Annotated in this window: 21 protein-coding genes and 3 tRNA genes; 15 read left to right on the top strand and 9 right to left on the bottom strand. The window is 73.1% G+C overall.

The window, feature by feature from the left end; all coding sequences use genetic code 11:
- The first annotated feature begins 30 nt into the window (after nucleotides 1–30).
- Together KU893_RS04135 and purL are read left to right on the top strand one after the other, a co-directional pair.
- Nucleotides 31–1,848: a serine/threonine-protein kinase gene (locus KU893_RS04135; RefSeq protein WP_218233041.1), complete on the top strand. Its 1,818-nt coding sequence runs from the start codon at nucleotides 31–33 to the stop codon at nucleotides 1,846–1,848.
- 43 nt (nucleotides 1,849–1,891) lie between these two features.
- Nucleotides 1,892–4,165 (top strand): phosphoribosylformylglycinamidine synthase subunit PurL, encoded by a 2,274-nt coding sequence (gene purL, locus KU893_RS04130; protein WP_218233040.1) that lies wholly within the window; start codon nucleotides 1,892–1,894, stop codon nucleotides 4,163–4,165.
- 6 nt (nucleotides 4,166–4,171) lie between these two features.
- Here the strand turns inward: purL and KU893_RS04125 are convergent, their stop codons facing one another.
- Nucleotides 4,172–5,212, bottom strand: coding sequence for a hypothetical protein (locus KU893_RS04125; protein WP_218233039.1), 1,041 nt, complete (start codon nucleotides 5,210–5,212; stop codon nucleotides 4,172–4,174).
- A 23-nt stretch (nucleotides 5,213–5,235) separates the two neighbouring features.
- Nucleotides 5,236–6,504, bottom strand: a complete 1,269-nt coding sequence (locus KU893_RS04120) for an MFS transporter (RefSeq protein WP_218233038.1) — start codon at nucleotides 6,502–6,504, stop codon at nucleotides 5,236–5,238.
- Between the two features lie 81 nt (nucleotides 6,505–6,585).
- Here KU893_RS04120 and KU893_RS04115 point away from each other — a divergent pair, with 81 nt between their 5' ends.
- The 7 genes from KU893_RS04115 (at nucleotide 6,586) to KU893_RS04085 (ending at nucleotide 13,325) form a co-directional block, all read left to right on the top strand.
- Nucleotides 6,586–7,146, top strand: a complete 561-nt coding sequence (locus KU893_RS04115; RefSeq protein WP_218233037.1) for a helix-turn-helix domain-containing protein — start codon at nucleotides 6,586–6,588, stop codon at nucleotides 7,144–7,146.
- The gene (locus KU893_RS04110) at nucleotides 7,147–7,506 is read left to right on the top strand and encodes a sterol carrier family protein (RefSeq protein ID WP_218233036.1); all 360 of its coding nucleotides are present in this window, start codon (nucleotides 7,147–7,149) and stop codon (nucleotides 7,504–7,506) included.
- Between the two features lie 10 nt (nucleotides 7,507–7,516).
- Entirely contained in the window at nucleotides 7,517–8,869 is a 1,353-nt protein-coding gene (locus KU893_RS04105) for a dipeptidase (RefSeq protein WP_218233035.1), read from the top strand.
- Between the two features lie 135 nt (nucleotides 8,870–9,004).
- Complete coding sequence (locus KU893_RS04100; RefSeq protein WP_246591754.1) at nucleotides 9,005–10,411, top strand: FAD/NAD(P)-binding protein; 1,407 nt, start codon at nucleotides 9,005–9,007, stop codon at nucleotides 10,409–10,411.
- Between the two features lie 33 nt (nucleotides 10,412–10,444).
- Nucleotides 10,445–11,905 (top strand): amidophosphoribosyltransferase, encoded by a 1,461-nt coding sequence (purF, locus tag KU893_RS04095; protein ID WP_257440853.1) that lies wholly within the window; start codon nucleotides 10,445–10,447, stop codon nucleotides 11,903–11,905.
- Between the two features lie 26 nt (nucleotides 11,906–11,931).
- A complete protein-coding gene (purM, locus tag KU893_RS04090; protein WP_218233034.1) occupies nucleotides 11,932–12,984 on the top strand; it encodes a phosphoribosylformylglycinamidine cyclo-ligase in 1,053 nt (350 codons plus the stop codon).
- Between the two features lie 155 nt (nucleotides 12,985–13,139).
- Nucleotides 13,140–13,325, top strand: a complete 186-nt coding sequence (locus KU893_RS04085; RefSeq protein WP_218233033.1) for a DUF3073 domain-containing protein — start codon at nucleotides 13,140–13,142, stop codon at nucleotides 13,323–13,325.
- Nucleotides 13,326–13,422: 97 nt separating this feature from the next.
- Here KU893_RS04085 and KU893_RS04080 read toward each other — a convergent pair whose 3' ends face one another.
- Complete coding sequence (locus tag KU893_RS04080; protein ID WP_218233032.1) at nucleotides 13,423–14,745, bottom strand: hypothetical protein; 1,323 nt, start codon at nucleotides 14,743–14,745, stop codon at nucleotides 13,423–13,425.
- 18 nt (nucleotides 14,746–14,763) lie between these two features.
- Between KU893_RS04080 and KU893_RS04075 the strand changes: the two genes are divergently transcribed.
- Nucleotides 14,764–16,053 (top strand): alpha/beta hydrolase domain-containing protein, encoded by a 1,290-nt coding sequence (locus KU893_RS04075; protein WP_218233031.1) that lies wholly within the window; start codon nucleotides 14,764–14,766, stop codon nucleotides 16,051–16,053.
- On the opposite strand, the gene KU893_RS04070 is transcribed toward KU893_RS04075, so the two are convergent.
- The gene (locus KU893_RS04070; RefSeq protein ID WP_218233030.1) at nucleotides 16,054–16,536 is read right to left on the bottom strand and encodes a MarR family winged helix-turn-helix transcriptional regulator; all 483 of its coding nucleotides are present in this window, start codon (nucleotides 16,534–16,536) and stop codon (nucleotides 16,054–16,056) included. It abuts the gene before it with no gap.
- Between the two features lie 32 nt (nucleotides 16,537–16,568).
- Between KU893_RS04070 and KU893_RS04065 the strand changes: the two genes are divergently transcribed.
- Nucleotides 16,569–18,608: an MMPL family transporter gene (locus KU893_RS04065; protein WP_308167172.1), complete on the top strand. Its 2,040-nt coding sequence runs from the start codon at nucleotides 16,569–16,571 to the stop codon at nucleotides 18,606–18,608.
- Here the strand turns inward: KU893_RS04065 and KU893_RS04060 are convergent.
- Together KU893_RS04060 and KU893_RS04055 are read right to left on the bottom strand one after the other, a co-directional pair.
- The gene (locus KU893_RS04060; protein ID WP_218233028.1) at nucleotides 18,572–19,654 is read right to left on the bottom strand and encodes an NADH:flavin oxidoreductase; all 1,083 of its coding nucleotides are present in this window, start codon (nucleotides 19,652–19,654) and stop codon (nucleotides 18,572–18,574) included. The genes KU893_RS04065 and KU893_RS04060 overlap by 37 nt on opposite strands.
- 89 nt (nucleotides 19,655–19,743) lie before the next feature.
- Nucleotides 19,744–19,820: transfer RNA gene (locus KU893_RS04055), tRNA-Phe, on the bottom strand.
- 255 nt (nucleotides 19,821–20,075) lie between these two features.
- On the opposite strand from KU893_RS04055, the gene KU893_RS04050 reads away from it, so the two are divergent.
- The 3 genes from KU893_RS04050 to KU893_RS04040 all read left to right on the top strand — a co-directional run bounded on the left by KU893_RS04050 (nucleotide 20,076) and on the right by KU893_RS04040 (nucleotide 20,746).
- Nucleotides 20,076–20,148 (top strand) — tRNA-Glu (locus KU893_RS04050).
- Between the two features lie 97 nt (nucleotides 20,149–20,245).
- Nucleotides 20,246–20,319 (top strand) — tRNA-Asp (locus tag KU893_RS04045).
- Nucleotides 20,320–20,389: 70 nt separating this feature from the next.
- Complete coding sequence (locus KU893_RS04040) at nucleotides 20,390–20,746, top strand: metallopeptidase family protein (RefSeq protein WP_218233027.1); 357 nt, start codon at nucleotides 20,390–20,392, stop codon at nucleotides 20,744–20,746.
- Between the two features lie 65 nt (nucleotides 20,747–20,811).
- On the opposite strand, the gene KU893_RS04035 is transcribed toward KU893_RS04040, so the two are convergent.
- From KU893_RS04035 to KU893_RS04025, 3 genes are read right to left on the bottom strand one after another with little or no spacing between them, the layout of a single operon-like run.
- On the bottom strand, nucleotides 20,812–21,141 hold the full coding sequence (locus KU893_RS04035) for a fluoride efflux transporter FluC (RefSeq protein WP_218233026.1): 330 nt from the start codon (nucleotides 21,139–21,141) through the stop codon (nucleotides 20,812–20,814).
- Nucleotides 21,142–21,160: 19 nt separating this feature from the next.
- Nucleotides 21,161–21,553, bottom strand: a complete 393-nt coding sequence (locus KU893_RS04030; protein ID WP_218233025.1) for a fluoride efflux transporter FluC — start codon at nucleotides 21,551–21,553, stop codon at nucleotides 21,161–21,163.
- Nucleotides 21,550–22,536: an ATP-binding protein gene (locus tag KU893_RS04025; protein ID WP_218233024.1), complete on the bottom strand. Its 987-nt coding sequence runs from the start codon at nucleotides 22,534–22,536 to the stop codon at nucleotides 21,550–21,552. The genes KU893_RS04030 and KU893_RS04025 overlap by 4 nt, the downstream gene beginning before the upstream one ends.
- A 257-nt stretch (nucleotides 22,537–22,793) precedes the next feature.
- On the opposite strand from KU893_RS04025, the gene KU893_RS04020 reads away from it, so the two are divergent.
- Nucleotides 22,794–24,278, top strand: coding sequence for an NAD(P)/FAD-dependent oxidoreductase (locus KU893_RS04020; RefSeq protein ID WP_218233023.1), 1,485 nt, complete (start codon nucleotides 22,794–22,796; stop codon nucleotides 24,276–24,278).
- Nucleotides 24,279–24,406 lie beyond the last annotated feature (128 nt).

The following is a 24,406-nucleotide window of genomic DNA, read 5'->3' as shown; positions in this document are numbered from 1 at the left end:
ACAGATCTGTAATTCCCCTACGGTGGTGGAGTGCCGCTGAAACCGGGTGATTCGTTCGGTCGGTACGACGTGACCGGCTACCTCGGGCGGGGCGGGATGGGCGTCGTGCTGTCCGCCGTCCACCGCGACCTGGACCGCCCCGTCGCGCTCAAGGTGCTCGCGCCGCACCTCGCCGACGACGCCGGCTACCGGACCCGGTTCCTGCGGGAGGCGAAAGCGCTCGCCCGGCTGGACTCGCCGTACGTCGTGCGGGTCTTCGACGCCGGCGAGGAGCAGGGCGCGCTGTTCATCGCGACCGAGCTGGTGCGCGACGGCGACCTCAACGAGCTGCTCCGCCACCGGGGCGCGCTGCCGGCTGCCGACGCCGTCTCGATCGTCCGGGACCTGGCGCTCGGGCTCGGCGCGGCCCACGACGTCGGGATCCTGCACCGCGACATCAAGCCGTCCAACGTCCTCGTCGCTCACCGCCCGGACGGCGGGCTGCGGCCGGTCCTGTGCGACTTCGGCATCGCGGCGGTCGCCGACCTCGAACAGCTCGCGACCACCGGCGCGATCGGCACGCCCGGCTACATGGCCCCCGAGCGGCACCAGGGCGCCGACGCCAGCATCGCCTCCGACATCTACGCCCTCGGCTGCCTGCTCTGGGCGACGCTGACCGCGCGGGCGCCCTACGAAGGGGCGACCGGGCAGGTCCTGCTCGGCCACCTGCAGGGGCCGGTGCCCCAGCTGCCGGGAACCACGCGCGAGGAGCGGGCGCTCAACGAGGTGCTCTCCGTCGCGATGGCGAAGGATCCCGCCGACCGGTTCCGTACGACGGCCGAGCTGGTCGCGGCGCTCGACGCCGTCCCGCTCGGTCCGATCGAGCGCACCCTGCTCGCCCCGCCGCCACCACCGCTGCCGTCCTCTCGCCGGCCGCGCCGGACCGTGCTCCTGGCCGCGCTCCTGGCCGGTCTCCTCGCCCTCGCCCTGGCAGCGGCCGGCGTCACGTGGCTGCTCGCCCGCTCCGACCCGGCCCCGGCGTCGCGCGCGAGCGACCGGCCGACAGGTGGCGCCGAGCCGGAGACGGACCCGCTGCTCGCGGTCTTCCCCCGTGCAGCCGGCTGCGACGTGGTGCCCGATCCCAAGTCGGCCCGGGTGCAGGCGCGGTGGTGCCTCGACGCCACGGCGTCGGTGTACTACGCCCAGTGGCGCACCTGGGACGCGATGGACGCCAACTACCGGGACCGGACCGAGCGGGACCACTCCTACCGCCCTGACCTGAAGGCAGCCTGGGTGGAGCTGGCCGAGGCCGACCGCAACCACTGCCAGCGCAAGCTCGCTGTCTGGTACGCCGATCGCGCGGCGCCGTACTCGGTCACCGTCTGCGCGGACAGCGAGCGGGCGGTGCTCGACGCCCTCGATGCCCTCGACCTGCCGACGGGGGACGAGGTGGTCGCCCGGGCCGGTCTCGTGCCCGACGCTCTGGTCGCCGCCTTCCCGGGCGCCGGCGGCTGCACGGAGGTCGCCGACCCGAAGCCGGGCCGGGTCCGCGCCCGCTGGTGCCACGACGACGACGCCTCGTCGGTGCACTACACGCAGTGGACGACCTGGCAGGCGATGGACGCCAACTACCGCGCCCAGGTGCTGACTCCGGTCACCGGGCTCGGCGACGACCTCACCGCCGCGTGGGTCGAGCTGACCAAGGCCGAGGGGCGGAGCTGGGAGGAGAAGCTCGCGGTCTGGTACGCCGACGAGGAGGCGCCGTACTCCGTGACGATCTACGCCCACACCCGGGCGGTCGCCCGCCAGGTGCTGCGCAGCCTCGACCTGCCCCCGGTCGCCGAGGTGACCGGCATCCCACGGAGCTGAGCCGAAGCGGGCGATCCGGCCCTCGGCCGATACCCTTGGGGCCGTGGCCGACACCGCTTCCGCACCCATCCGTTCCACCCTCGACACCGTGGCCGTGGCGGCCGGTGACCCGGACCGGCAGCAGCCCTGGTCCGAGTTGGGCCTGAAGGCCGACGAGTACGAGCGGATCCGCGAGATCCTCGGCCGGCGCCCCACCGGCGCCGAGCTGGCGATGTACTCGGTCATGTGGAGCGAGCACTGCTCCTACAAGTCCTCCAAGGTGCACCTCAAGCAGTTCGGCGAGCTCGCCCAGGAGACCCCGATCGGTCCGATGCTGGCGGGCATCGGCGAGAACGCCGGCGTCATCGACATCGGCCAGGGCTACGCGGTCAGCTTCAAGGTCGAGAGCCACAACCACCCGTCGTACGTCGAGCCCTACCAGGGCGCCGCGACCGGCGTCGGCGGCATCGTGCGCGACATCATCGCGATGGGCGCCCGCCCGATCGCGGTGATGGACCCGCTGCGCTTCGGTCCGCTCGACGCCGACGACACCCACCGCGTGCTGCCCGGGATCGTCGCGGGCGTCGGCGGCTACGGCAACTGCCTGGGCCTGCCCAACATCGGCGGCGAGGCCGTCTTCGACGAGACCTACCTCGGCAACCCGCTCGTCAACGCGCTCTGCGTCGGCGTGCTCCGCCACGAGGACCTCCACCTCGCCAAGGCGTCGGGTGAGGGCAACCTCGTCGTCCTGTACGGCGCCCGCACGGGCGGCGACGGCATCGGCGGTGTCTCGGTGCTGGCCTCCGAGACCTTCGATGCCGACGGCCCGGCCAAGCGCCCCAGCGTCCAGGTCGGCGACCCGTTCATGGAGAAGCTGCTCATCGAGTGCACCCTCGAGCTGTTCCGGGCCGGCGTGGTCGCCGGCATCCAGGACCTCGGCGGCGCGGGCCTGTCCTGTGCGACCTCCGAGCTCGCCTCGGCCGGCGACGGCGGCATGCTCGTCCACCTCGACAAGGTGCCGCTGCGCGACTCGACCCTCTCGCCCGAGGAGATCCTCATGAGCGAGAGCCAGGAGCGGATGATGGCCATCGTCGAGCCCGACGACATCGCCGCCTTCCTCGCGATCACCACCAAGTGGGACGTCGAGGCGTCGGTCATCGGCGAGGTCACCGAGACCGGCCGGCTGGTCATCGACTGGCACGGCGAGACCGTGGTCGACGTCCCGCCGCGGACCGTCGCGCACGACGGCCCCGTCTACGAGCGCCCGTTCGCCCGCCCCGAGTGGCAGGACGCCCTGCAGGCCGACGGCGCCGAGAAGCTCGCCCGGCCCACCACCGGCGACGAGCTGCGCGCCACCCTGCTCCAGCTGGTCGCCAGCCCCAACCTGTGCGACAAGTCGTGGATCACCGACCAGTACGACCGCTACGTCCAGGGCAACACCGTCCTCGCGCAGCCGGCCGACTCCGGCATGGTCCGCGTCGACGAGGAGACCCACCTCGGCGTCTCCGTCGCCACCGACTGCAACGGCCGCTTCGCCAAGCTCGACCCGTACGCCGGCGCGCAGCTCGCCCTCGCCGAGGCCTACCGCAACGTCGCCACCGGCGGCGCGGTGCCGCTGGCGGTCAGTGACTGCCTCAACTTCGGCTCGCCCGAGGACACCGACGTGATGTGGCAGTTCGCCGAGGCCTGCCGCGGTCTCAAGGACGCCTGCGCCGAGCTCGGGATCCCGGTCACCGGTGGCAACGTCAGCCTCTACAACCAGACCGGGGAGACCGCGATCCTGCCGACGCCGGTCGTCGCGGTGCTCGGCGTGATCGAGGACGTGCGCCGCCGTACGCCGTCCGCCTTTCAGGGCGCCGACGAGCGGATCGTGCTTCTCGGCACCACCCGCGAGGAGCTGTCCGGCTCCGAGTGGGCCAAGGTTGCGCACGACCACCTCGGCGGCCTGCCGCCGAAGGTCGACCTGCGCGCCGAGCGCAACCTGGCCCGGCTGCTCAAGGACCTGGTCGGCATCGCCACCAGCGCCCACGACCTCTCCGACGGCGGCCTCGCCCAGGCGCTGGCCGAGGCGGCCATGGTCAGCGGGATCGGTGCCCGGGTCAGCCTCGAGGGCGACGCCTTCGTCGGGCTGTACGCCGAGTCCGCGGGCCGCGCCCTGGTCACCGTCGACGCCGGTGACCTCGACGAGCTGCGCGCGCTGTGCGCCCGCCACGACGTCCCCCTGACCGAGCTCGGCACCACCGGTGGCGAGGTGCTCGCCGTCGAGGGCCAGTTCGAGGTGCCGCTCGCCGAGCTGCGCGCGGCGTGGACCGCGACCCTGCCGAACGCGCTGGGCTGACGCCGGCTACTTCAGCTTCGCGGTGGCGGTCAGGCCGAGATCCAGCGTGTCCTCGCCCTGGCCGCCTCCCCAGACCTGGGCGAGGCGGAGACCGTACTGCTCGTCGACGGTCAGCTTCTTCGGATAGCTCGTGCCGGCCTCGAAGACGACGTTGAACTGGACGGTGCACGTGCCCTGGTCGGTGCGGTCCGGGCAGCTCGTGTTCTGCGGGTCCTTCACGACGGCGGTGGCCTCGGTGTCGCCGAGGCGGAAAGTGCCGTCGACCGCCTCGCCGTAGTAGATGGCCCCGGACTTGAGGTCGTCGGCGACCTCGTTCCACAGCCCGAGCGAGGTCCGCACGGACACCACGAGCCACGACTTCCCCTCGCCGGCCCAGGCGCTGCCGGCGTACGGGAGGCGGAAGGGTCGCGACGTGCTGCAGCTGAACTTCGGGGTGCGGCGGGTCGCCCGGCTGTAGCTGACCGCCGGCTCGCAGGGGAACTGCTTCGTCTTCGGCTTCGCGAGGTCGTAGAGCGGTTCGGCGCGGCCGGCGTCGACCTCGCCGCTGGACAGGTCGGCCTGCTGCGTGACGCCGTCGAAGTCGACGTCGAGACGCGGCTGCGCGCCCTTGCCCGACACCAGCACGTAGAAGGACTCCGCGCCCTCGCCCGAGGACTCCGGCGCCGGGAGCCGGTACGACGCCCCGTCGGCGACGAGGTCGATCACCGGGCTGGTGTCGGTGTCGAGGTAGGCGGCCAGGGCGCCGAAGGTCGCGGCGTCGTACTGCCAGGTGATCGGCACGAAGGCGCTGCCCTCGGGGGCCTCGAGCTTCTCCAGCTGCCGGGTGTCCTTCGCCGAGACCTGCGTGACCGGCTGGCCGGTGGTGACCTCGAGCCGGCCGACCGGCAGGGCGATCACGGTCTCGACGCCCTCGCCGGTGAACTGGGCGTCCTGCCGCGCCGGCACCACGTCGCCCACCGCGACCCCGCCCTCGCCCCCGCAGGCGGCCAGAGCGGGTGCGAGCAGGAGCAGACCGAGCACGGTCGCGGAGCAACGACGAAGGCGCATGGGCTCCATTGTGGAGGGCGAGGTCACGCGACGTGCGCGGGACTCCGGTCCGTCGTGGTGAGGGGTGCCCAGTCGGCCGGTCGAGGCACGTCGCGGACCGACCGGGCGAGGGTCGGCACGAGGGCGACCAGAGCGGTCAGCGCGGTGAGCACGAGCACGGCGTCGCGTCCGCCGAGCAGCGTGAGCAGGGCGCCGGCGAGCGCGGGGGCGAGCGGGATCGTCAGCATCGACACCGCCTGGGTGGTCGACTGCATCCGACCGACCAGCTCCGGCGGGGTGATGGCGATCCGGTAGGAGCCGAGCGCGGCGTTGCCGGCGGGGTTGAGGAACAGGCCGACCGCGGAGGCCAGCGCCAGCGCCCACGGGCTGTTCCACCAGGCGAGCGGGATCGAGAGCGGGACGAAGCTCCACGCCACCACGACCACGAGCCGACCGGTCCGGAACCGCTCGATGAGGAAGGGTGCGGCGAGTGCGCCGAGGATGCCGGAGGCGCCGATCGCCGTCTCCGCGAGCCCGATCTGCCAGGCCGGGAACCCGGCCTCGACCAGGCGCAGCAGCGCGACGAAGAACAGCGCGTTGACGGCCAGGTTGGCGGCCGGCGACCAGCAGAGCAGGACCCGCAGGAACGGGTGCGCCCACAAGAACCGCAGACCCTCGCCCAGGTCGTGCAGCGGCCGGGCGGGTTCGTCGGCACCGGCGCGCGGCTCGGGCGCGAGATCCGTGCGCACCCGGCCGAGCAGCGCCCAGCCCAGGGCGTAGGACACCGCGTCGGCCGCGAACGGAGCCCAGCGCGCGACGCCGTACAGCGCGCCGCCGAGGGGGCCGCCGAGCAGGCTCGCGACGTGCTGGCGGGCCTGTTGCTGGCTGAGTGCGGTCGGCAGCTCGTCGCGGCTGACCACGCGCCGGATCGCCGAGCTCTCGGCCGGGAGGAACAGTCCGGCCACGAGTCCGCTCGCGAGCGCCACGGCCAGCAGGTGGGGGAGCGTGAGCCGGCCGGCGAGGCCCGCGCCCACGAGGGTGGCGTGCAGCAGGGCGCCGGTGCCGAGCGAGAGGCGCATCAGCCGCAGCCGGTGGCACCGGTCGGCGAGCACGCCCGCGGGGAGCAGCATCAGGACCATCCCGAGCAGGTACGCCGCCTCCGCGGACGCCGCCCACAGCGCCGACCCGCTCAGCGCGTAGGCCACCAGCGGCAGCGCGAACGTCGTGATCCGGGTGCCCAGCTCGCAGACCGTCGCGCCGATCCACAGCGCGGTGAAGTCGTGGTTGCGGGCCAGCGACCGGTAGGAGGCCATGCCCGCACCGTACGGTGCGCACCGTTTGTTGCGCAATAACTATTGCGCAATGAGTCCTGCGGATGTCGCTAGGCTGGCGGCATGGTGATGTACGACGACCCGCGGATCCTCCGCGCGATCGCCCACCCGACCCGCAACCGGGTGCTCCACGAGCTCTCGGCCGCCGGCTCGCTCCGGGCCGCCGACATCGCCCGGCTGATCGACATCCCCGCCAACCAGGCCAGCTTCCACCTGCGCCAGCTCGCCAAGTACGGCCTCGTGGAGGAGGACCCGGACGCCGCCCGCGACCGGCGTGACCGGGTCTGGCGCCTCGTCGACCCCGACGGGATCCGGTTCCGCACCGGCGACATGCTCGCCCAGCCCGGCGGCCGCGCGGCGTGGGCCGTCTTCCAGCGCAACACCGTCGCCCGCGGCCAGCACCTCGTCGAGCGCGCCCTGGCCGTCGACGACACCGAGAACCCCGGTCGCAGCGTCTCGGAGTGGTCGCTGCTCATGACCCCGGACGAGGCGCGGGAGCTGATGGAGGAGCTCGCCGCGGTCGTCGAGCGCCGCCGCGACGCCGGCCGGGCCCACGGCCCCGGCGAGGGACGCGAGACCTGGTCGGTGTTCCAGCTCATCCAGCCCTACCCCGAGGACTCCTGAATGCCCGCCCGCCTCAAGCCCGCCGCTGCCGGCGACGTCGCCGCCGCGCTCGCCCGGGTCGACGCCGGCACGTCCGAGCGCGCCGACCTGCGCCTGCTGACCAAGCACTTCCTCGCCCTGCTCGAGACCCGCGCCCCGGGCCGCTCGGTCGAGGTTCGGGTGCCGCCGTACGCCGCGGTGCAGGTGATCGAGGGCGTCCGGCACACCCGCGGCACCCCGCCGGCGGTCATCGAGACCGATGCCGCCACCTGGATCGCCCTCGCCACGGGTCGGCTCGCGTGGGCCGACGCCGTCGAGGACGCCCGGGTGCGGGCCAGTGGCGAGCGCACCGACCTGACGCCGTACCTCCCGCTCCCCTAGATTGGCGGGCATGACCGGACCTGTCCCCACCACTGACCTGCGTACGCGCCTCGCCGAGATTCTCCCGGGTGTCCGATCGGACCTCGAGGCCCTCGTCCGCATCCAGTCCGTCAGCGCCGACCCCGACCGCCTCGACCAGGTCGAGGTGAGCGCGCAGGCGACTGCCGACCTGTTCGCCGCGGAGGGCGTCGACGTGCGGATCGTGCGCGCGTACGACGGAGCCCCGCCTGCCGTGATCGGCGAGAAGAAGGGGCCCGAGGGCGCGCCCACGGTGCTCCTCTACGCCCACCACGACGTGCAGCCCGAGGGTGAGCACGCCGACTGGGAGACCGATCCCTGGCAGCTCACCGAGCGCAACGGCCGGCTCTACGGCCGCGGTGCCGCCGACGACAAGGCCGGCATCCTCACCCACGTCGCCGCGCTGCGCATGCTCGGCGACGACCTTCCCGTCACCGTCCGCCTGTTCATCGAGGGCGAGGAGGAGGTCGCCAGCGCGACCCTCCCGCAGCTGCTGGAGCAGTACGTCGAGGAGCTGCGCTCCGACGTCATCGTGATCGCCGACTCCGGCAACTGGGACATCGGCGTCCCCGCCCTGACCACCAGCCTGCGCGGCCTGGTCCGGGTCAACGTCGAGGTCCGCACCCTCACCCACGCCGTCCACCAGGGCATGTGGGGCGGCCTGGTCCCCGACGCCCTCATCACGCTCTCGCGCCTGATCGCGTCGCTGCACGACGACGAGGGCAACCTGGTCGTCGCCGGCCTGCACCGCGGCCCGGCGGCCGACGTGGAGTACCCCGAGGAGCGGCTGCGTGCCGAGTCCGGTGTCGCCGAGGGCGTCCAGTGGGTCGGCTCCGGCCCCGCCGTCGAGCGGCTGTGGACCCAGCCCGCGCTGTCGGTCATCGGTCTCGACGCCCCCAAGGTCGACGGCTCTTCCAACACCCTGATCCCGTCGGCCCGCGCCCGCCTCGCGCTGCGCACGGCGCCCGGCGAGACGTCCGAGAACGCGCTGGCCTGCCTGCGCGCCCACCTCGAGAAGCATGTCCCGTGGGGCGCCCAGCTCGCCATCGAGGTGGTCGACACGGGCGAGCCGATTGCGCTCGAGGTCACCGGGCCGGCGTACGACGCCGCGCGGGCCGCGTTCACCGAGGCCTGGGACGGCACCGCGCCCGTCGACATGGGTGTCGGCGGCTCGATCCCGTTCATCGCGGAGTTCCTCGAGTCCTTCCCGCAGGCCTCCGTGCTGGTGACCGGCGTGGAGGACCCCGACACCCGCGCCCACGGCCCCAACGAGGGCCTGCACCTGGCTGAGTTCGAGCGGGTGCTGCTCGCGGAGGCGCTGCTGCTGCGCAACCTCGGCGCCTGAGGCTCGCTCGCTTGTAACTAAGTGTTACAGCACGGTTATCCACCACATGGGCCACTCCAGCCCCAGATCCGTGACGTAACACTTAGTTACAAGGCCGCGAGCGCTTAAGTGGAGTGATTCGCTAGACTCACTTGCATGACGGCGACGAGCACCTCCACCGACCTCCCAGCGACACCCCGATCGCGGACCCGGGTGGCGGTGATCGGCGGGGGAGCGAGCGGGGTGCTGACCGCCATCAACCTGCTGGTCCGCTCCGACGACCCGGGCCTCGAGGTCGTGGTCCACGAGGCCAGCGGGATCGTCGGCCGGGGCGTCGCCTACGGCACCAACGACCAGCGGCATCTGCTCAACGTCCGCGCACGCCACATGAGCGCCTTCCCGGACGCGCCCTCCGACCTCCTCGACTGGGCGCTGCGCACCGGTCGCAGCAGCGACCCGCAGGGCTTCCTCCCGCGCGCCGACTACGCGATCTACCTCCAGGACCGGCTCGCCGACGTCGCCGACGACCGGCTCCGGATCCGGGCCGGCCGGGTGCTCGACGTCGTCCCCACCGCCACCGGCTTCGAGGTCGTCACCGAGCGGTCCAGCTCCAGCGCCGACGCCGTCGTGCTGTGCCACGGGAACCAGCCGCCCCGACCGCTCGCCACCGCGGACGGGGCGGTGGTCCCCGACGCGCCCTGGCACGTCGCCAACCCGTGGGAGCTGGCCCGCCTGCGCACCCTCCCCGCCGACGCCCGGGTGATCGTGGTGGGCACCGGCCTGACCGGTATCGACACCGCCATCACGCTGCTCGAGGACGGCCCCGAGCGCCACGTCACCCTGGTCAGCCGCAACGGCCTGCTCCCCAAGCCCCACGTCGGCCAGGCCCACACCGCCTGGGTCACCAAGGTCCCCGACGACGCCGCGACCGCCGACGACATCGCTGCCGCGGTCGCCGAGGAGTGCCGCGCCGCCGCCGAGCGCGGGGTCGGCTGGCGCGCGGTCGTCGACGGCCTGCGCCCGCTCACCCAGGAGCTGTGGCGCCGGCTCCCGATCGCCGAGCGGCGCCGCTTCCTCGAGGTCCACGCGCGCGACTGGGAGGTGCGCCGGCACCGGATGGCGCCCGAGATCGCGCTGCGCCTCCAGGGCTACCGGTACGACGACCGGCTGGCCGTCCACGCCGGCAGCCTCCACGCCGTGGAGGACCTCGGCGGGCGCTGTCGGGTCACGACCAACCCCGGCCACGAGCCGGTCGAGGTCGACGCCGTCGTGAACTGCACGGGCCCCCTGGCCGACGTACGCCGCAGCGCCGACCCGCTCCTGCGCGCCCTCGTCGCGCGCGGCACCGTCGCCCCCGACCCGCTCGCGCTCGGCATCGACGCGACCGTCGACGGCGCGGTCGTGGGCGCCGACGGCCGGGTGGTCGACGGCCTGTTCGTGGTGGGCCCGCCGCGCAAGGGCACCTTGTGGGAGTCGACCGCGATCCCGGAGATCCGGGGCCAGGCCGCGCAGGTCGCGAGCGCCGTGGTCGCGCGTGCATCTCGCGGGGTCGTCGCGAACTGAAGGATCGGCGGCCCGGCCGGTACGCTGAAGACCGTGTGCGGAGTCTTCGGAGTATGGGCCCCGGGTGAGGACGTCGCGAAGCTGACGTACTTCGGTCTCTACTCGCTGCAGCACCGCGGGCAGGAGTCCGCGGGCATCTCGGTCAGCAACGGTCGGCAGATCCTCGTCTACAAGGACATGGGCCTGGTCTCCCAGGTCTTCGACGAGAACACCCTCGAGTCGTTCGCGGGCCACCTCGCGGTCGGCCACTGCCGCTACTCGACCACCGGTGCGAGCACCTGGCAGAACGCGCAGCCGACGTTCCGGCCCACCGAGGACGGCTCGATCGCGCTCGGGCACAACGGCAACCTGATCAACACCGCGCAGCTCGCGCAGATGGTCCAGGAGCTGCCGAGCGACGACGGCGAGCTCGACATCCACGCCCGCAACCTCGAGTCGGCCACCAACGACACCAGCCTGGTGACCGCGCTCCTCGCGCACCACCCGGACCAGTCGCTGGAGGCCCGCGCGCTCGAGCTGCTGCCGCAGGTCCACGGTGCCTTCTCGTTCGTGTTCATGAACGAGAACACGCTGTACGCCGCCCGCGACCCCGAGGGCATCCGGCCGCTCGTGCTCGGCCGCCTCGAGCGGGGCTGGGTGGTCGCGAGCGAGGACGCCGCGCTGGCCACCACCGGCGCGAGCGTCGTGCGCGAGGTCGAGCCGGGTGAGCTCATCGTCATCGACGAGGACGGCCTGCGCTCCCACAAGTTCGCCGAGCCGCGCCGCAAGGGATGCGTGTTCGAGTACGTCTACCTCGCCCGTCCCGACGCCACGATCGCCGGTCGCAGCGTCCACGAGGCGCGGGTCGAGATGGGCCGCCAGCTGGCCCGCGAGTTCCCGGTCGACGCCGACCTGGTGATCCCGGTCCCGGAGTCCGGTACGCCGGCCGCGTCCGGCTACGCGCTGGAGAGCGGCATCCCGTTCGGCCAGGGCTTCGTCAAGAACGCCTACGTCGGCCGCACCTTCATCCAGCCGTCGCAGACCCTGCGCCAGCTCGGCATCCGGCTCAAGCTCAACGCGCTCGAGCACATGATCCGCGGCAAGCGGATCGTCGTGGTCGACGACTCGATCGTGCGCGGCAACACCCAGCGCGCGCAGGTCCGGATGCTCCGTGAGGCCGGCGCCACCGAGGTCCACGTCCGGATCTCCAGCCCGCCGGTGAAGTGGCCGTGCTTCTACGGCATCGACTTCGCGACCCGGGCCGAGCTGATCGCCAACGGGCTCGACGTCGACGAGATCGCCGCCAGCGTCGGCGCTGACAGCCTTGGCTACATCTCGCTGGAGGGCATGGTCCAGGCGACGGGCCAGCCGCAGACCACGCTGTGCACCGCCTGCTTCACCGGCGAGTACCCGATCGAGCTCCCCGACGAGAGCCTGCTCGGCAAGCACCTCCTCGAGGCCACGCTCAAGCCGAGCATGCACGGCGAGGCCCTTCCCGTCTTCAACAACCCGTGACATCCAGCAAGGAGACCGAGGGAACCGTGGCTGACAACGCCTACGCCCGTGCCGGCGTCGACATCGAGGCCGCGGACCGCGCCGTCGACCTGATGAAGGAGTGGGTCGCGAAGTCCCGCCGCCCCGAGGTGCTGGGTGGCCTGGGCGGGTTCGCCGGTCTCTTCGACGCCTCGGCGCTGAAGAAGTACGAGCGTCCGCTGCTCGCGACCTCCACCGACGGCGTCGGGACCAAGGTCGACATCGCGCGGAAGATGGACAAGCACGACACGATCGGCTTCGACCTCGTCGGCATGGTCGTCGACGACCTCGTGGTCTGCGGTGCCGAGCCACTCTTCATGACCGACTACATCGCCACCGGCAAGGTCGTCCCCGAGCGCATCGCGGCGATCGTCAAGGGCATCGCCGAGGCGTGCACCGAGGCGGGCTGTGCGCTGGTCGGCGGCGAGACCGCCGAGCACCCCGGCCTGCTCGCCCCCGACGAGTACGACGTCGCCGGCGCCACCACCGGTGTCGTCGACGCACACCGCCTGCTCGGCGCCGAGAAGGTCGAGCAGGGCGACATCGTCATCGCGATGAAGGCCTCCGGCCTCCACTCCAACGGCTACTCCCTGGCTCGCCACGTCTTCTTCACCGAGCTCGGCTGGGAGCTCGACCGTCGGGTCGACGAGCTCGGCTCGACGCTCGGCGAGGAGCTCCTCGTGCCGACGAAGATCTATGCGAAGGCCTGTCTCGCGCTCGCCGACGCGACCGGCACCCACGCGATGGCCCACATCACCGGTGGCGGCCTGGCCAACAACCTGGCTCGCGTCATGCCGGCTCACCTCAGCGCCACGCTGGACCGCGCGAGCTGGACCCCGCAGCCGATCTTCGACGTCGTCCGCACGGCGGGCGGCGTCGACCAGGCGAGCCTCGAGGCGACCCTCAACTGCGGTGTCGGCATGGTCTCCCTGACTCCCGCCGCGGATGTCGACGCGGCGATCGCCACGCTCGCCGAGCACGGCGTGGAGGCCTGGGTCGCCGGCGAGGTCGTCGCGGGCGACGGCAGCGTGACGCTGGTCGGCCAGCACCCCGGTTGGTGACCTGCGCCTCACTTGCGCCGTGAAGGCGCGCTGAGGTGCGTCCCCGGCGTGCGGGAACACCCACCGGCCATGTACCGTTGGACCCACGAGACTACGTATTCAGCAGTCCGGGGCCCGGAGGGCTACCGGCCAAGTGTGCGAGGGGGCTGGACCCTATGGGCCGCGGCCGTGCGAAAGCCAAGCAGACCAAGGTCGCTCGCGACCTGAAGTACCGCACTCACGAGACTGATCTCTCGGCCCTGGCGGCGGAGCTCCATGGAGAGCCCGCACCGTCCAGTGCCGACGAGGTAGAGCCCGAAGTGCTCGACAAGTGGTCGGACTACGCCGACCGTCGCGACTGAGCTGACTGGCGCGACCGCGTCGCTCGTTCCTCGCTCCCCACGCCTCCTCGTACGGCGTCCCCGCCGCAAATTCGCGGCGGGGGGAGCGCGGCGACGGTCACGCCGGTGCGGTCTGTCGCATGACGATCAGGTCACCGTGGGTGCCGTAGCCGGCCAGCCGGCCACCTGACCGACGCCCGTCGAACGTCACCAGCCGCCACTCGTCGCCCGGCACGTCCGGGTCGGGCGGTACGACGGTCGGCCACGGGATGTTGGTCGGGTACGGCGCGGCCACGGTGCCGATCTCGGTGAGCGAGGTGTCGAACACCGGGTAGCGGCCGCGGAGCGCCCGGGGGTTGTCCCTGCCGTCGCTGGCCAGGACCCTCCAGTCCTCGCCGACGCGGAGCAGGGTCGTGCCCTCGGTCGCCCGACGGTCGCTCGCCGCTCCCCGCAGCGCGAGGCGGTCCAGGGACGGGCCGGCGGCGAGCAACGGGTGGAAGTCGAAGAACCGTCGTGCGCTGACGTAGCCCACCAGCCAGCCGTCCGGTGTCCGCACCAGGTGCGGGTCCCACGTGCCGACGCTCGGGCCGGCGGTGGGCAGGTCCAGGTGCCGGGTGGCGAGCACGTGCTGGCCGCGGGTGAGGTCGTCGGCCGACTCCGCGAGGGTCACGCGGAGCGCGCCGGGGACCCGGTCCGCCTTGCGGGCGGGGAAGTCCGACCAGGTGCTCGTCGCCACCAGCCACCGCTCCGCGTCGCGCACGAGGTGGGTCGCGTGGTCGCCGTACACGCCCGGGTGGTCGGGGCGCTCGAAGAACAGGTCGGCGCGCCACTCGATGTCACCGGTCGCGCGCAGCGCCCACACCGAGGTGTGCGCGGTGTCGAAGAAGCCCGGGCCGGCGCTGGTCGCCGTGAACAACACCTCGCGCCCGACCCGGTACGGCGACCCGTCGGCGTGCGACACCAGCCGGATGTCACGCAGCCCCAGCTGCCCGAAGCTGCCCGCACGCACGTCGTCGACCCCGGACGCGTCGGGCCGCAGCCCGGCGAGCCAGGCAGGGTCGCGGGTGTCGGGTCCGCCGATCTCACGCAGGTCGATCCGCCCGCGTGCGACCCACCCGCCGTCCTCGAGGGTCAGGACGGCCAGGTGGTCACCGGTCAGGGTCAGGCCGAGCCGCGTGGGCGGCGTTGCGACCCGGCCGTACCGCCGGCTGCGCAGCGGGTGCTCGACCCCGCCGAGGCGCACCAGCAGCGACGCCCGACCGTCCTCGAGCCGGACCGCCAGCCGGGTGCCGTCGGCTCCCTCCAGCGCCAGCTCCGCGGTCCCGGCGCCCGCAAGCGTCGCCTCGACCGCGCCGAAGGGAGCGCGCAGTGGGAACGCGTCGCTCGTGGCCACCAGTGTGACCGGACGGTGGCGGGCGGCGATCTCGAAGGACGGCAGCACGGGCGCACCCTACGCGGCATGATGCGTCCCGTGCCCGGCCCCACCCTCACCTTGCTGTCCGGCGGCAACGGCGTCGCCCTGAGCGCCGCGCGCCCCGGCCCCGACCTGGCCGCTGCCGGCTGGGCCGAGGAGGAGTACGCCGCGCGGGGCACCGCCCGCTCGGTCGACTCCACGCACGCCTCGGCGGGCTTCACGACCCGGGTCGTCGTCCGTCGTCCGGCGGGGGCGCCGGCGAGCGGGACCCTCGTCGTCGAGTGGCTCAACGTCAGCAGCGGCGCGGACGCGGCGCCGGACTGGACCTACCTCGCCGACGAGCTGGTGCGCCAGGGGCACGCGTGGGCGGGGGTGTCCGCGCAGTACAACGGCGTCGAGAGCGGTACGGCGAGCGTCGCGGTCGAGGGCGCGGCGCTCCAGGGCCTCAAGGCGGTCGACCCGGCGCGCTACGGCGGGCTCGACCACCCCGGCGACGCCTACGCCTACGGCATCTTCACCGAGGTCGCCCGGGCCGTGGCCGGGCTGACCGGCGCGGAGCGGGTGCTGGCGATCGGGCAGTCGCAGTCGGCGTACCTGCTGACGACCTACCTCAACCACGTCCACCCCCTCGAGCGCTTCTTCGACGGCTTCCTGGTGCACAGCCGCGGCGACGTCGCTGCGCCGCTCGGCGAGCCGGGGCGGGGGATCGACCTGCTCGCGGCCCGGGCGGCCGGCGAGCCCACGCCGGTCCGCGACGACCTCGACGTGCCGGTGATCGTGTTGGAGGCCGAGGGCGACCTGCTCGGCCGGATCAACTACCTGCCCGCACGCCAGCCCGACGGTCCGCTGCTGCGGGTGTGGGAGGTCGCCGGCGCCGCGCACGCCGACCTGTTCCAGATCGGCGAGTTCGAGGCGTTCCTCGGCTGTCCCGACCCGGTCAACCGCGGCCAGCACGCCTACGTCGCCCGCGCGGCCCTGCGCCACCTCGAGACCTGGGCCCGGGGCGGTCCGGCAGCCCCGGCCGCTCCGCCGCTCGAGGTCGTCGACGGGGCCTTCGTCCGCGACGGGCTCGGCATCGTCCGCGGCGGCATCCGCACGCCCGTCGTCGACGCGCCCGCCGATGTCGTCTCCGGCGACGCCGGTCCGGGCGCCTCGGTCATCTGCGGCCTGTTCGGGCGGACCCTCCCGCTGCCCGCGGGGCTGGCCGAGCGACTCTGGCCGACGCACGAGGCCTACGTGACGGCGTACGCCGACGCGGCGGACGCGGCGATCGCCGCGGGCTTCGTGCTGCCCGAGGACCGGGACGCCGTGCTCGCGGAGGCGCGGCGGTCCTGATCATCCCGGCTGGGCGGCGACCCGGTCGGCCAGCTGCCCGGTCGCCTCCGTGGCGCTGGCGAGCCAGCGCTCGACCACGGCGACCTCCGCGTCGTCGAGATCGGTCAGCGTGGCGCGCAACGCGCCCGCGAGCGGACCGAAGAAGCCGCCCGCCACCTGGCGGGCGGTGGCGGTGAGGGTGAGCAGCTGGCGACGGCCGTCGGCGGGATCGGGGATGCGTTCCACGTGGCCGCTCGCCTCCAGGCGCCGCAGCAGCGCGGTGGTCGCCGGTGGGCTCAGGTCGATCGAGGCGGCCAGCCGGCCGGGGGTCATCGCCTCTCCGCGCAGCGCCGCCTGGTGCAGGTGTGCCAAGGCGTCGATGTCGGTCGGGTGGAGCGCGTGCCGGTGGGCGAACAGGTGCGAGAACCGGGTGAGCTCGTAGGAGAGCTGCTGGACCAGCACGGGGACCCGGGAGCCGGCGGGGTGGTCGCCGATAGGGGACATGTGCTTATCTTTCCATCATGGAAGCATCTGTGGTGAACGCTCGCCCGAGCTCGATGCTGCGTCCCCGGGTCGCCTGGATCCTGCCCGTCCTCTACCTGCTCATCGGCGGGGCGCTCATCGGCGCCGTGGGCACCGCCCCGGTGGACCGCGCTGCGACCGACCAGCTGCCCGCAGGCGCCGACTCCACGGAGGTGGCGCGCCTGCTCGAGGACTTCCCGACCGGCGACAGCCAGGTCGCAGTCGTGCTCTACTCCGCCGAGCGCGCGCTGACCCCGGCCGAGCAGGCCACGCTCGGCGGGTCGTTCGCGCGGGCCGCGGGCGGCGGCACGGCGCCGCTGCAGGCCGCCGAGGACCAGACGGCGCTGGTCGGCGTGATCCCGATGCCCAGCAACGACGCGGCCCAGCTCTCCGACGACGTCGAGGACCTGCGTGCCGCCGTACGCCGGGACCTGCCGGACGGCGTCCGCGCCGAGGTGACCGGGCCCGCCGCGATCCAGGGCGACCTGGCCCAGGTGTTCGAGGGCGCCGACGTCACGTTGCTGATGGTCACCGCCTCGGTCGTCGCCGTCCTGCTGATCATCACCTACCGCTCACCGGTCCTGTGGCTGGTGCCGCTGCTCGTGGTCGGCATCGCCGACCGGCTGGCCTCCGTGGCGGCCACGCACGCCCTCGCCGGCCTGGGCGTCGCCTTCGACCAGTCGACGACCGGCATCCTCTCCGTCCTCGTCTTCGGCGCCGGCACCGACTACGCACTGCTCCTCATCTCCCGCTACCGCGACGAGCTCCACCGCACGCCCAGCCGGCCGGAGGCGATGTCTCGCGCGTGGCGCCGGACCAGCGAGGCGGTCCTCGCCAGCGCCGCGACCGTGGTCGTCGCGCTGCTCACGCTGCTGCTCTCCGCCTTCCCGTCGACCCGCGGGCTCGGCCTGGCCTGCGCGATCGGCGTGGTGATCGCGGCGCTCGCCGTCCTGGTCGTGCTGCCGCTGGCGCTCGTGGTCTTCCCCCGCTGGATCTTCTGGCCCCGCCGCCCGCAGGTCGGGACACCGACCCTGTCGGAGGGGCGCTCCTTCTGGCGTCGCGTCGGCGACGCCGTCGCGCACCGGCCGGTCCTGTCCGCGGCCGCCGGCATCGCGGTGCTGGCGGTGCTGGCCAGCGGCATGGTCGGCATCCGCAGCGGGCTCTCGGAGGCCGACCAGTTCATCGACACCCCCGAGTCCATCGCCGCGGCGGGCCGGCTCGCGGAGTCCTTCCCGGCCGGTAGCGCGGACCCGGCCGTGGTGCTGACCCGCGACGACGTCGCCGCCGTGACCCGGGCCGCCCAGTCCGCCGACGGCGTCGCGTCGGTACGCCCGGTGGGTGAGCACGACGGCCGCACCCGCCTCGACGTCGTCCTCGACCACGCGCCCGGTACGCCGCAGGCGCGCGAGGACGTCACCTCCCTGCGATCCGCGCTCGGCGACTTCCCGGACACCCTGGTCGGCGGCACCGACGCGGAGGACGTCGACACCGACGCCGCGACCCGGGACGACCGGACCCTCGTGCTGCCGCTCATCCTGGTCGTCGTGCTGCTGGCGCTCGGCCTGCTCCTGCGCTCGCTCGTCGCGCCCGTCGTGCTCGTCCTCACCGTCGTCGCCACCTACGCCGCCGCGCTCGGGGCCGGCTGGGTGATCAGCAGCACGGTGTTCGGCTTCGACCGGATCGACGTCGGCGTACCCCTCCAGGCCTTCCTCTTCCTGGTCGCGCTCGGCGTCGACTACAACATCTTCCTCGTCGCGCGCGCTGCCGAGGAGGCCGAGGAGCACGGGGCCCGCGAGGGCATGCTGCGTGCGCTCGCCTCCACCGGAGGTGTCATCACCAGCGCCGGCATCCTGCTGGCGGCGGTGTTCGCGGTGCTCGGCGTGCTGCCGCTCGTCGTGCTCGCCCAGCTCGGCATCGTCATCTGCGTCGGCGTCCTGCTCGACACGCTCCTGGTCCGCACCGTCCTGGTCCCCGCCATCGCCGTGCGGATGGGGGACCGGTTCTGGTGGCCGCGCCGTCAGGCGACCAGGTCGTCCCAGCCCGCCGCGAGGTAGTCCAGGAAGGCCGGGCCGACGTGCTCGGCGGCGAGCTCCTCGCGCGGCACCGGCCGTGACCGGGCTCGGAAGCCGGTGTCGGCGAGGGCGCGAGCCGCGAAGTCGTGGTGCAAGATCGCGCCGGTGCCGACCGTGACCACGTCCGCGCCCTGCTCGAGGCACCACTGGGCGTCCGCGGTCGTCAGCACGCCGCCGGCCACTCCGAGCAGCGCGCCGTGCCGCGGCAGGTCGGTGAACTGCTCGATGAGCAGGCCGTCGTACCCCTCGGTGCGGGGACGCATCCGCACGTCCCACAGCGACATGTCGAGGTAGTCGAGCCAGCCGGTGGCGAGCAGCGCGCGGGCGGTCTCGCGGCCCTCGTGCAGCGCGATGCCGTAGCCCTCGGGGCTCAGCCGCAGGCCGAGCTGGAAGTCCGGTCCGGTCGCCGCGCGGATCCCCTCGAGGACCTCGCGCAGCGGACGGATCCGGTCCTCCAGCGATCCGCCGAACCCGTCCTCGCGGCGGTTGGAGCGTGCGTCGAGGAACTGCGCGAGAAGATACCCGTGCGCCCCATGCACCTCCACGCCGTCGAAACCGGCCTTCTCCGCGCGCACCGCCGCCGCGACGAAGTCCGCCACGACGCTGTGCACACCCTCGGTGGTGAGGGCGACCGTCTGCTTCGCCGGGTCCGCCCACGGGCCGACGTTGGGAACACCGTTGAGCACGCTGTCGGAGCGCCGGCCGCCGTGGTGGAGCTGCACGGCGGACCGGGTGCCGCTCGCGCGCAGGCTGTCGGCCAGCCGTCGCAGACCCGGCAGGTGCTCGTCGCCGGCGATGCCGAGCTGACCGCGCCAGGCCCGGCCCTCGGGGGCGACGTACGCCGCGCAGGTCATGGTGAGTCCGAACCCGCCCCGCCCGCGGGCCACCAGCCAGTCGTGCTCGTCGTCGCTCAGGGTGCCGTCGTCGTTGCTCTGCACGTTCGTCAGCGGCGCGAGCGTGAGCCGGTTGGGCCAAGCGGGGCCGTGAGCGAGGGTGACGGTGTCACGCAGAGCGGCGGGAGAGGGCACCGGGCCATCCTGCCAATGCACCGTCCTGCCGACGCACGGGGCCGGGAACGACGAGACCCCCGCCGGTCACCCGGCGGGGGTCTCGCTGCTGGTGGGCAGGGGCGGGGTCGAACCGCCGACCTATCACTTTTCAGGCGATCGCTCGTACCAACTGAGCTACCTGCCCAAGCAGTCGACCACCTTACCGGAGGGTGGGCCGAGGCACGAAAGCGGCGGGCACTTCTGGACGTGCGCCGTCTCCGCGGGCGTCGTGCCGGACCTCGTCCGCAGCCCCTCGGCCGACCGCCCGGCGTCCTTGCGGGTGCTCGACGGCACGGGCCGTGCCCTCGTCCTCGACCGCCGGCCGCCCTTCTCGATGAGCGGACGACCCGCGACGGGCACTATGCTGGCGCGCGCTGCGGAGGCACGCCCTCCACGGTGGGCCCCCATCGTCTAGCGGCCTAGGACACCGCCCTTTCACGGCGGGTACGCCGGTTCGAATCCGGTTGGGGGTGCGGCTCGTCCGCTGAGGTCGCTCCCGATTGGGACTCCCGGAGGAGGATGGGTTAGAGTTCCATCCGCTTCACCACGCGAGAGCAGCGTGGAGCGAATGGCCCTGTAGCGCAGTTGGTTAGCGCGCCGCCCTGTCACGGCGGAGGTCGCGAGTTCGAGTCTCGTCAGGGTCGCAGACAAGCCGACAAGCCCCAGCCGACAGGCTGGGGCTTGTCGCATTTGCGCCGCGGGCACAATGGGTGCGTGCCGGTCGAGATGAGCCCCGAGGACTTCGACGCCCTCGTCGACCGCGCCCTCGACGAGATCCCCGAGGAGCTGGCCCGCCTCGTCCACAACCTGGTCGTCCTGGTCGAGGACGAGCCGCCGGAGGGCGAGCCCGACGACCTGCTCGGCCTGTACGACGGCGTGGCGCTCACCGAGCGCGGCGGCGGCCTGCACCCGCAGCTGCCCGACCGGATCTTCCTGTTCCGCGGCCCGCTGCTCGACATGTGCGACGACGAGGAGGACCTGGCCGACGAGGTCCGGATCACCGTCGTGCACGAGGTCGCCCACCACTTCGGCATCGACGACGCCCGCTTGCACGACCTCGGCTACGCCTGAGGTCTCGGTCTCGGTCTCGGTCTCGGTTCCTGAGGAGTGAGCTTGCGAGCCTCGAAGGGCGCGCCTCAACCACCGGCCAGGACGTACCCGAGCGCGCAGGCGCCCAGCCCGAGCAGGATCGTCACGAGCGCGTACGCCGCGCCCTGCCGCGGGCCGAGGTCGCGGGCCTGCACCGCGAGCGAGGAGTACGTCGACAGGCCGCCGCAGAAGCCGGTGCCGACCAGGGCGAGGGTGGAGCCCTCGACCGACCAGCCGACGCAGGCGCCGAGGACCAGGCTCGCGAGGGTGTTGGCGGTGAGGGTGCCGCGGTGCCAGGCGCCGTCGAAGTGGTGGCCGAGGGCGTAGCGCAGGGGCGCGCCGACCGCGGCGCCGAGCGCGACGAGGAGGGCGCTCATGCGGCTTCCCGTGGGGTGTTCACAGCTCGTCCTCCTCCGGCAGCCGGGGCGCCGCGAGGCCGACCAGGGTGACGGCGACCAGGCAGGCGGCGAGGGTGCCGGCGACGTACGCGAGGGCGAGGCCGGCGCGGCCGTCGGCGAGCAGGGCCCGGGCCTGGGCGGAGGTGGCGGAGAAGGTCGTGTAGCCGCCGAGCACACCCGGCCCGAGCGCCGCGGCCCACGTGGGGGAGCGGCGGGCGAGCGGGAGGAGCAGCAGGGCGGCGAGCAGAGCCGATCCCGAGACGTTGACCGCGAAGGTGGTCCAGGGGAAGCCGGACCCGTCGGCGACGAGCTCCGTCGCGGCGTACCGGGCGAGCGCACCGATCGCTCCACCTGCCCCCACGGCGAGGAGCAGCCGCGGGGAAGGGGTCATGCCTGCAGACTAGGACGCGCGCCGGAGCCGGTGCCGCTGCCCTGCCAGGCGATCGGTGGGGCGCCGGCGGACTGGCGGCGGAACTCGCCGAGGAACCAGATCTGGAACGAGCGCTGCTCGGAGGTGCGTGGCGCGGTCAGCAGCCGCTGGGCGCGGGAGAACTCGTCGGCCGCGTCGAGCAGGTCGATCAGGCCCCCGATCTGCCGCGCGGTCTCCCGCGGCATCCGCAGCCGCAGGTCGATGGTCTCGCGGCCGTCGGCGTACGCCTTGTCGACCTGCTCGCGGCCCATGTTGGCGCGAAGGGGACGCTCGAGGGCGTCGAAGTGCTCGGACAGGACCTTGGCCAACGGGTAGTCGTCCTCGTGGGCGAGGGCGAGCAGCCGGATCTCGCGGCGCAGGTCGCGGTAGTGGCGCTGGAAGCGGCCGAAGGCGCCGATCGGGACGCCGTTGATCTGGACGCCGACCTCGCCGACCCGGGTGTGGTCGGCGGCGAGCGACGGCATGCTCTGGGTCTGCTGGTACGGCGCGCCGCCGGTCTCGGACAGCTCAGGGGCCGGTTCGAACCAGACCGCCTTGCCGTCCTCGTCGATCTCGGCGCCCCAGGCGACCGAGGCGCGGGCGACGATGTCCAGGCCGCGGCCGACCGTGGTCAGCGCGGCGAGCTGTTCCTCGTCGAGGGAGTCGAGGGTGTCGAGGTCGAAGGCGTCGAGGTCGAACCCGCCGGCCTGGGTCACCGGCTGGGGCGGGATCACCGAGGCGTCATGCACCTCGAACCGGGGGTGCTCGGTCGTGCCGCGGACCTGGAGCCGGATCGGTGCGGTGCCGTGGAGGACCGCGTTGGTGACCAGCTCGGAGACCGCCAGCTCCGCGCAGTCGGCCAGGTCCGTGCGCCCGAGGAGATCGCAGGTCTGGACGACCCAGCGTCGTGCGTCGTGCACGATGCGTGGCCCGGGGGCCAGGTCCAGGATCTGCCGGTGCTGCACGGAGGAACCTTCCGGTGTCGCGGCCCGAGTGCGGAGTTCGAAGGCGGTCGGTGTCGGTGGCGAGGTGACGTTCCCGGGGGCGATACCCCACCCAGTTGACCACTAAACCAACCGCCAGGACCGCATTTGGTGACGCTCGGACCGGGATGTGACCGACTAGACCTTGACCTCGGATTGGGGCTCGTGCAGGGGACGCGGAAGAATGCTCCCCCAGAGGACGCCGACGCGTCGTCACCGAGGTGCTCCAGGAGGAAGCCATGGCAGCAGGCGACACCCAGCCCGACCTGCCCGATCGCATCATCGTCCCGCGTTCCGACCGTCACCAGGTCGTCGTCATCGGGTCCGGCTTCGGCGGCCTGTTCGGCACCAAGCAGCTGCGCCACGCCGACGTCGACGTGACCATGATCGCGAAGACGACCCACCACCTCTTCCAGCCGCTGCTCTACCAGGTGGCGACCGGCATCCTCTCCGAGGGCGAGATCGCCCCGCCGACCCGCGAGGTCCTGGCCAACCAGAAGAACGCCCAGGTGCTGCTCGGCGAGGTCACCGGCATCGACCTGGCGAACCGCCAGGTCACCTCGCACGTGCTGGGCCGCGAGCTCGTGACGCCGTACGACTCCCTCATCGTCGCCGCCGGCGCCGGCCAGTCGTACTTCGGCAACGACCACTTCGCCGAGTTCGCCCCCGGCATGAAGAGCATCGACGACGCCCTCGAGCTGCGCGGCCGGATCTTCGGCGCCTTCGAGATGGCCGAGCTCGGCGCAGCGCGCGGCGAGAACGTCGACCACCTGCTGACCTTCGTGGTCGTCGGCGCCGGCCCGACGGGTGTCGAGATGGCCGGTCAGATCGCCGAGCTCGCCCACCGCACCCTGACCCGCGACTTCCGGGCCATCTCCACCCGGCACGCGCGCGTCATCCTCGTCGACGCGGCGCCCCAGGTGCTCCCGCCGTTCGGTCACAAGCTCGGCAAGTGGACCCAGGAGAAGCTCGAGAAGCTCGGCGTGGAGGTGATGCTCGGCGCGCTGGTCTCCCAGGTCGACGAGCGTGGCCTCACGGTCAAGTACAAGGACGGCTCCGAGGAGCGCATCAACGCGGTCACCAAGGTGTGGGCCGCCGGCGTCCAGGCCAACAAGCTCGGCAAGACGCTGTCGGAGCAGACCGGCGCCCCGCTCGACCGGGCCGGCCGGATCTCGGTCAACCCCGACCTCACCCTCCCGGGCTACCCCGAGGTGTTCGTGGTCGGCGACATGATCTCGCTGGACAACCTCCCGGGTGTCGCTCAGGTCGCGATCCAGGGCGCGAAGTACGCCGCCAAGGAGATCGAGGGCCGGCTCGAGGGCAAGCCCGCGCAGCCGCCGTTCAAGTACTTCGACAAGGGCTCGATGGCGATCATCAGCCGCTTCCGGGCGGTGGCGATGGTCGGCAAGCTCCGGGTCACCGGCATCCTCGCCTGGCTGATGTGGCTGGTCGTGCACCTCTTCTACATCACCGGCTTCAAGAACCGCGTCACCGCGGTCATGCACTGGTTCGTCTCCTTCATCGGCAAGGGCCGCTCCGAGCGGACCTCCACCGAGCAGCAGATCTTCGCCCGAGTGGCGCTCCAACGCCTCGAACGGGGAGCGACCGACCTGGTCTCCGAGCCCGGTGAGTACGACGAGGCGCAGCGCCGTGCCGAGCTCGAGGAGCAGGCCGCCGAGGAGGCGCGCCTCTCCGACGAGAACAAGCGCGGCGTGAAGGTCTGAGCCAGGGACCTACCGAGCGCAGCGAGGTAGGTCCCGTCGGCGAAGAGGTTGAGCAGGCGCGTCGGCGCGAGCCTGCGAGCGCCGAGGACCGCCGTGTCGAAATCGGGGGTCGACGCCGGCTGCATGGA

The sequence above is a fragment of the Nocardioides daeguensis genome (assembly GCF_019192965.1).
Classification (GTDB): Bacteria; Actinomycetota; Actinomycetes; order Propionibacteriales; family Nocardioidaceae; genus Nocardioides; species Nocardioides daeguensis.
The sequence above is the reverse complement of the archived record's forward strand: the minus strand, read 5'-3'. Positions and strand labels throughout refer to the sequence as shown.

Excerpts from the sequence above, each read along its gene's own strand:
- KU893_RS04035 (WP_218233026.1), bottom strand. The coding sequence starts at position 21,141 with ATGAGCGCCCTCCTCGTCGCGCTCGGCGCCGCGGTCGGCGCGCCCCTG.
- KU893_RS04105 (WP_218233035.1), top strand. The coding sequence starts at position 7,517 with ATGACCGGACCTGTCCCCACCACTGACCTGCGTACGCGCCTCGCCGAG.
- KU893_RS04125 (WP_218233039.1), bottom strand. The coding sequence starts at position 5,212 with ATGCGCCTTCGTCGTTGCTCCGCGACCGTGCTCGGTCTGCTCCTGCTC.
- KU893_RS04110 (WP_218233036.1), top strand. The coding sequence starts at position 7,147 with ATGCCCGCCCGCCTCAAGCCCGCCGCTGCCGGCGACGTCGCCGCCGCG.
- KU893_RS04120 (WP_218233038.1), bottom strand. The coding sequence starts at position 6,504 with ATGGCCTCCTACCGGTCGCTGGCCCGCAACCACGACTTCACCGCGCTG.
- KU893_RS04115 (WP_218233037.1), top strand. The coding sequence starts at position 6,586 with ATGGTGATGTACGACGACCCGCGGATCCTCCGCGCGATCGCCCACCCG.
- KU893_RS04030 (WP_218233025.1), bottom strand. The coding sequence starts at position 21,553 with ATGACCCCTTCCCCGCGGCTGCTCCTCGCCGTGGGGGCAGGTGGAGCG.
- KU893_RS04100 (WP_246591754.1), top strand. The coding sequence starts at position 9,005 with ATGACGGCGACGAGCACCTCCACCGACCTCCCAGCGACACCCCGATCG.
- KU893_RS04070 (WP_218233030.1), bottom strand. The coding sequence starts at position 16,536 with ATGTCCCCTATCGGCGACCACCCCGCCGGCTCCCGGGTCCCCGTGCTG.
- KU893_RS04075 (WP_218233031.1), top strand. The coding sequence starts at position 14,764 with ATGATGCGTCCCGTGCCCGGCCCCACCCTCACCTTGCTGTCCGGCGGC.
- KU893_RS04020 (WP_218233023.1), top strand. The coding sequence starts at position 22,794 with ATGGCAGCAGGCGACACCCAGCCCGACCTGCCCGATCGCATCATCGTC.
- KU893_RS04085 (WP_218233033.1), top strand. The coding sequence starts at position 13,140 with ATGGGCCGCGGCCGTGCGAAAGCCAAGCAGACCAAGGTCGCTCGCGAC.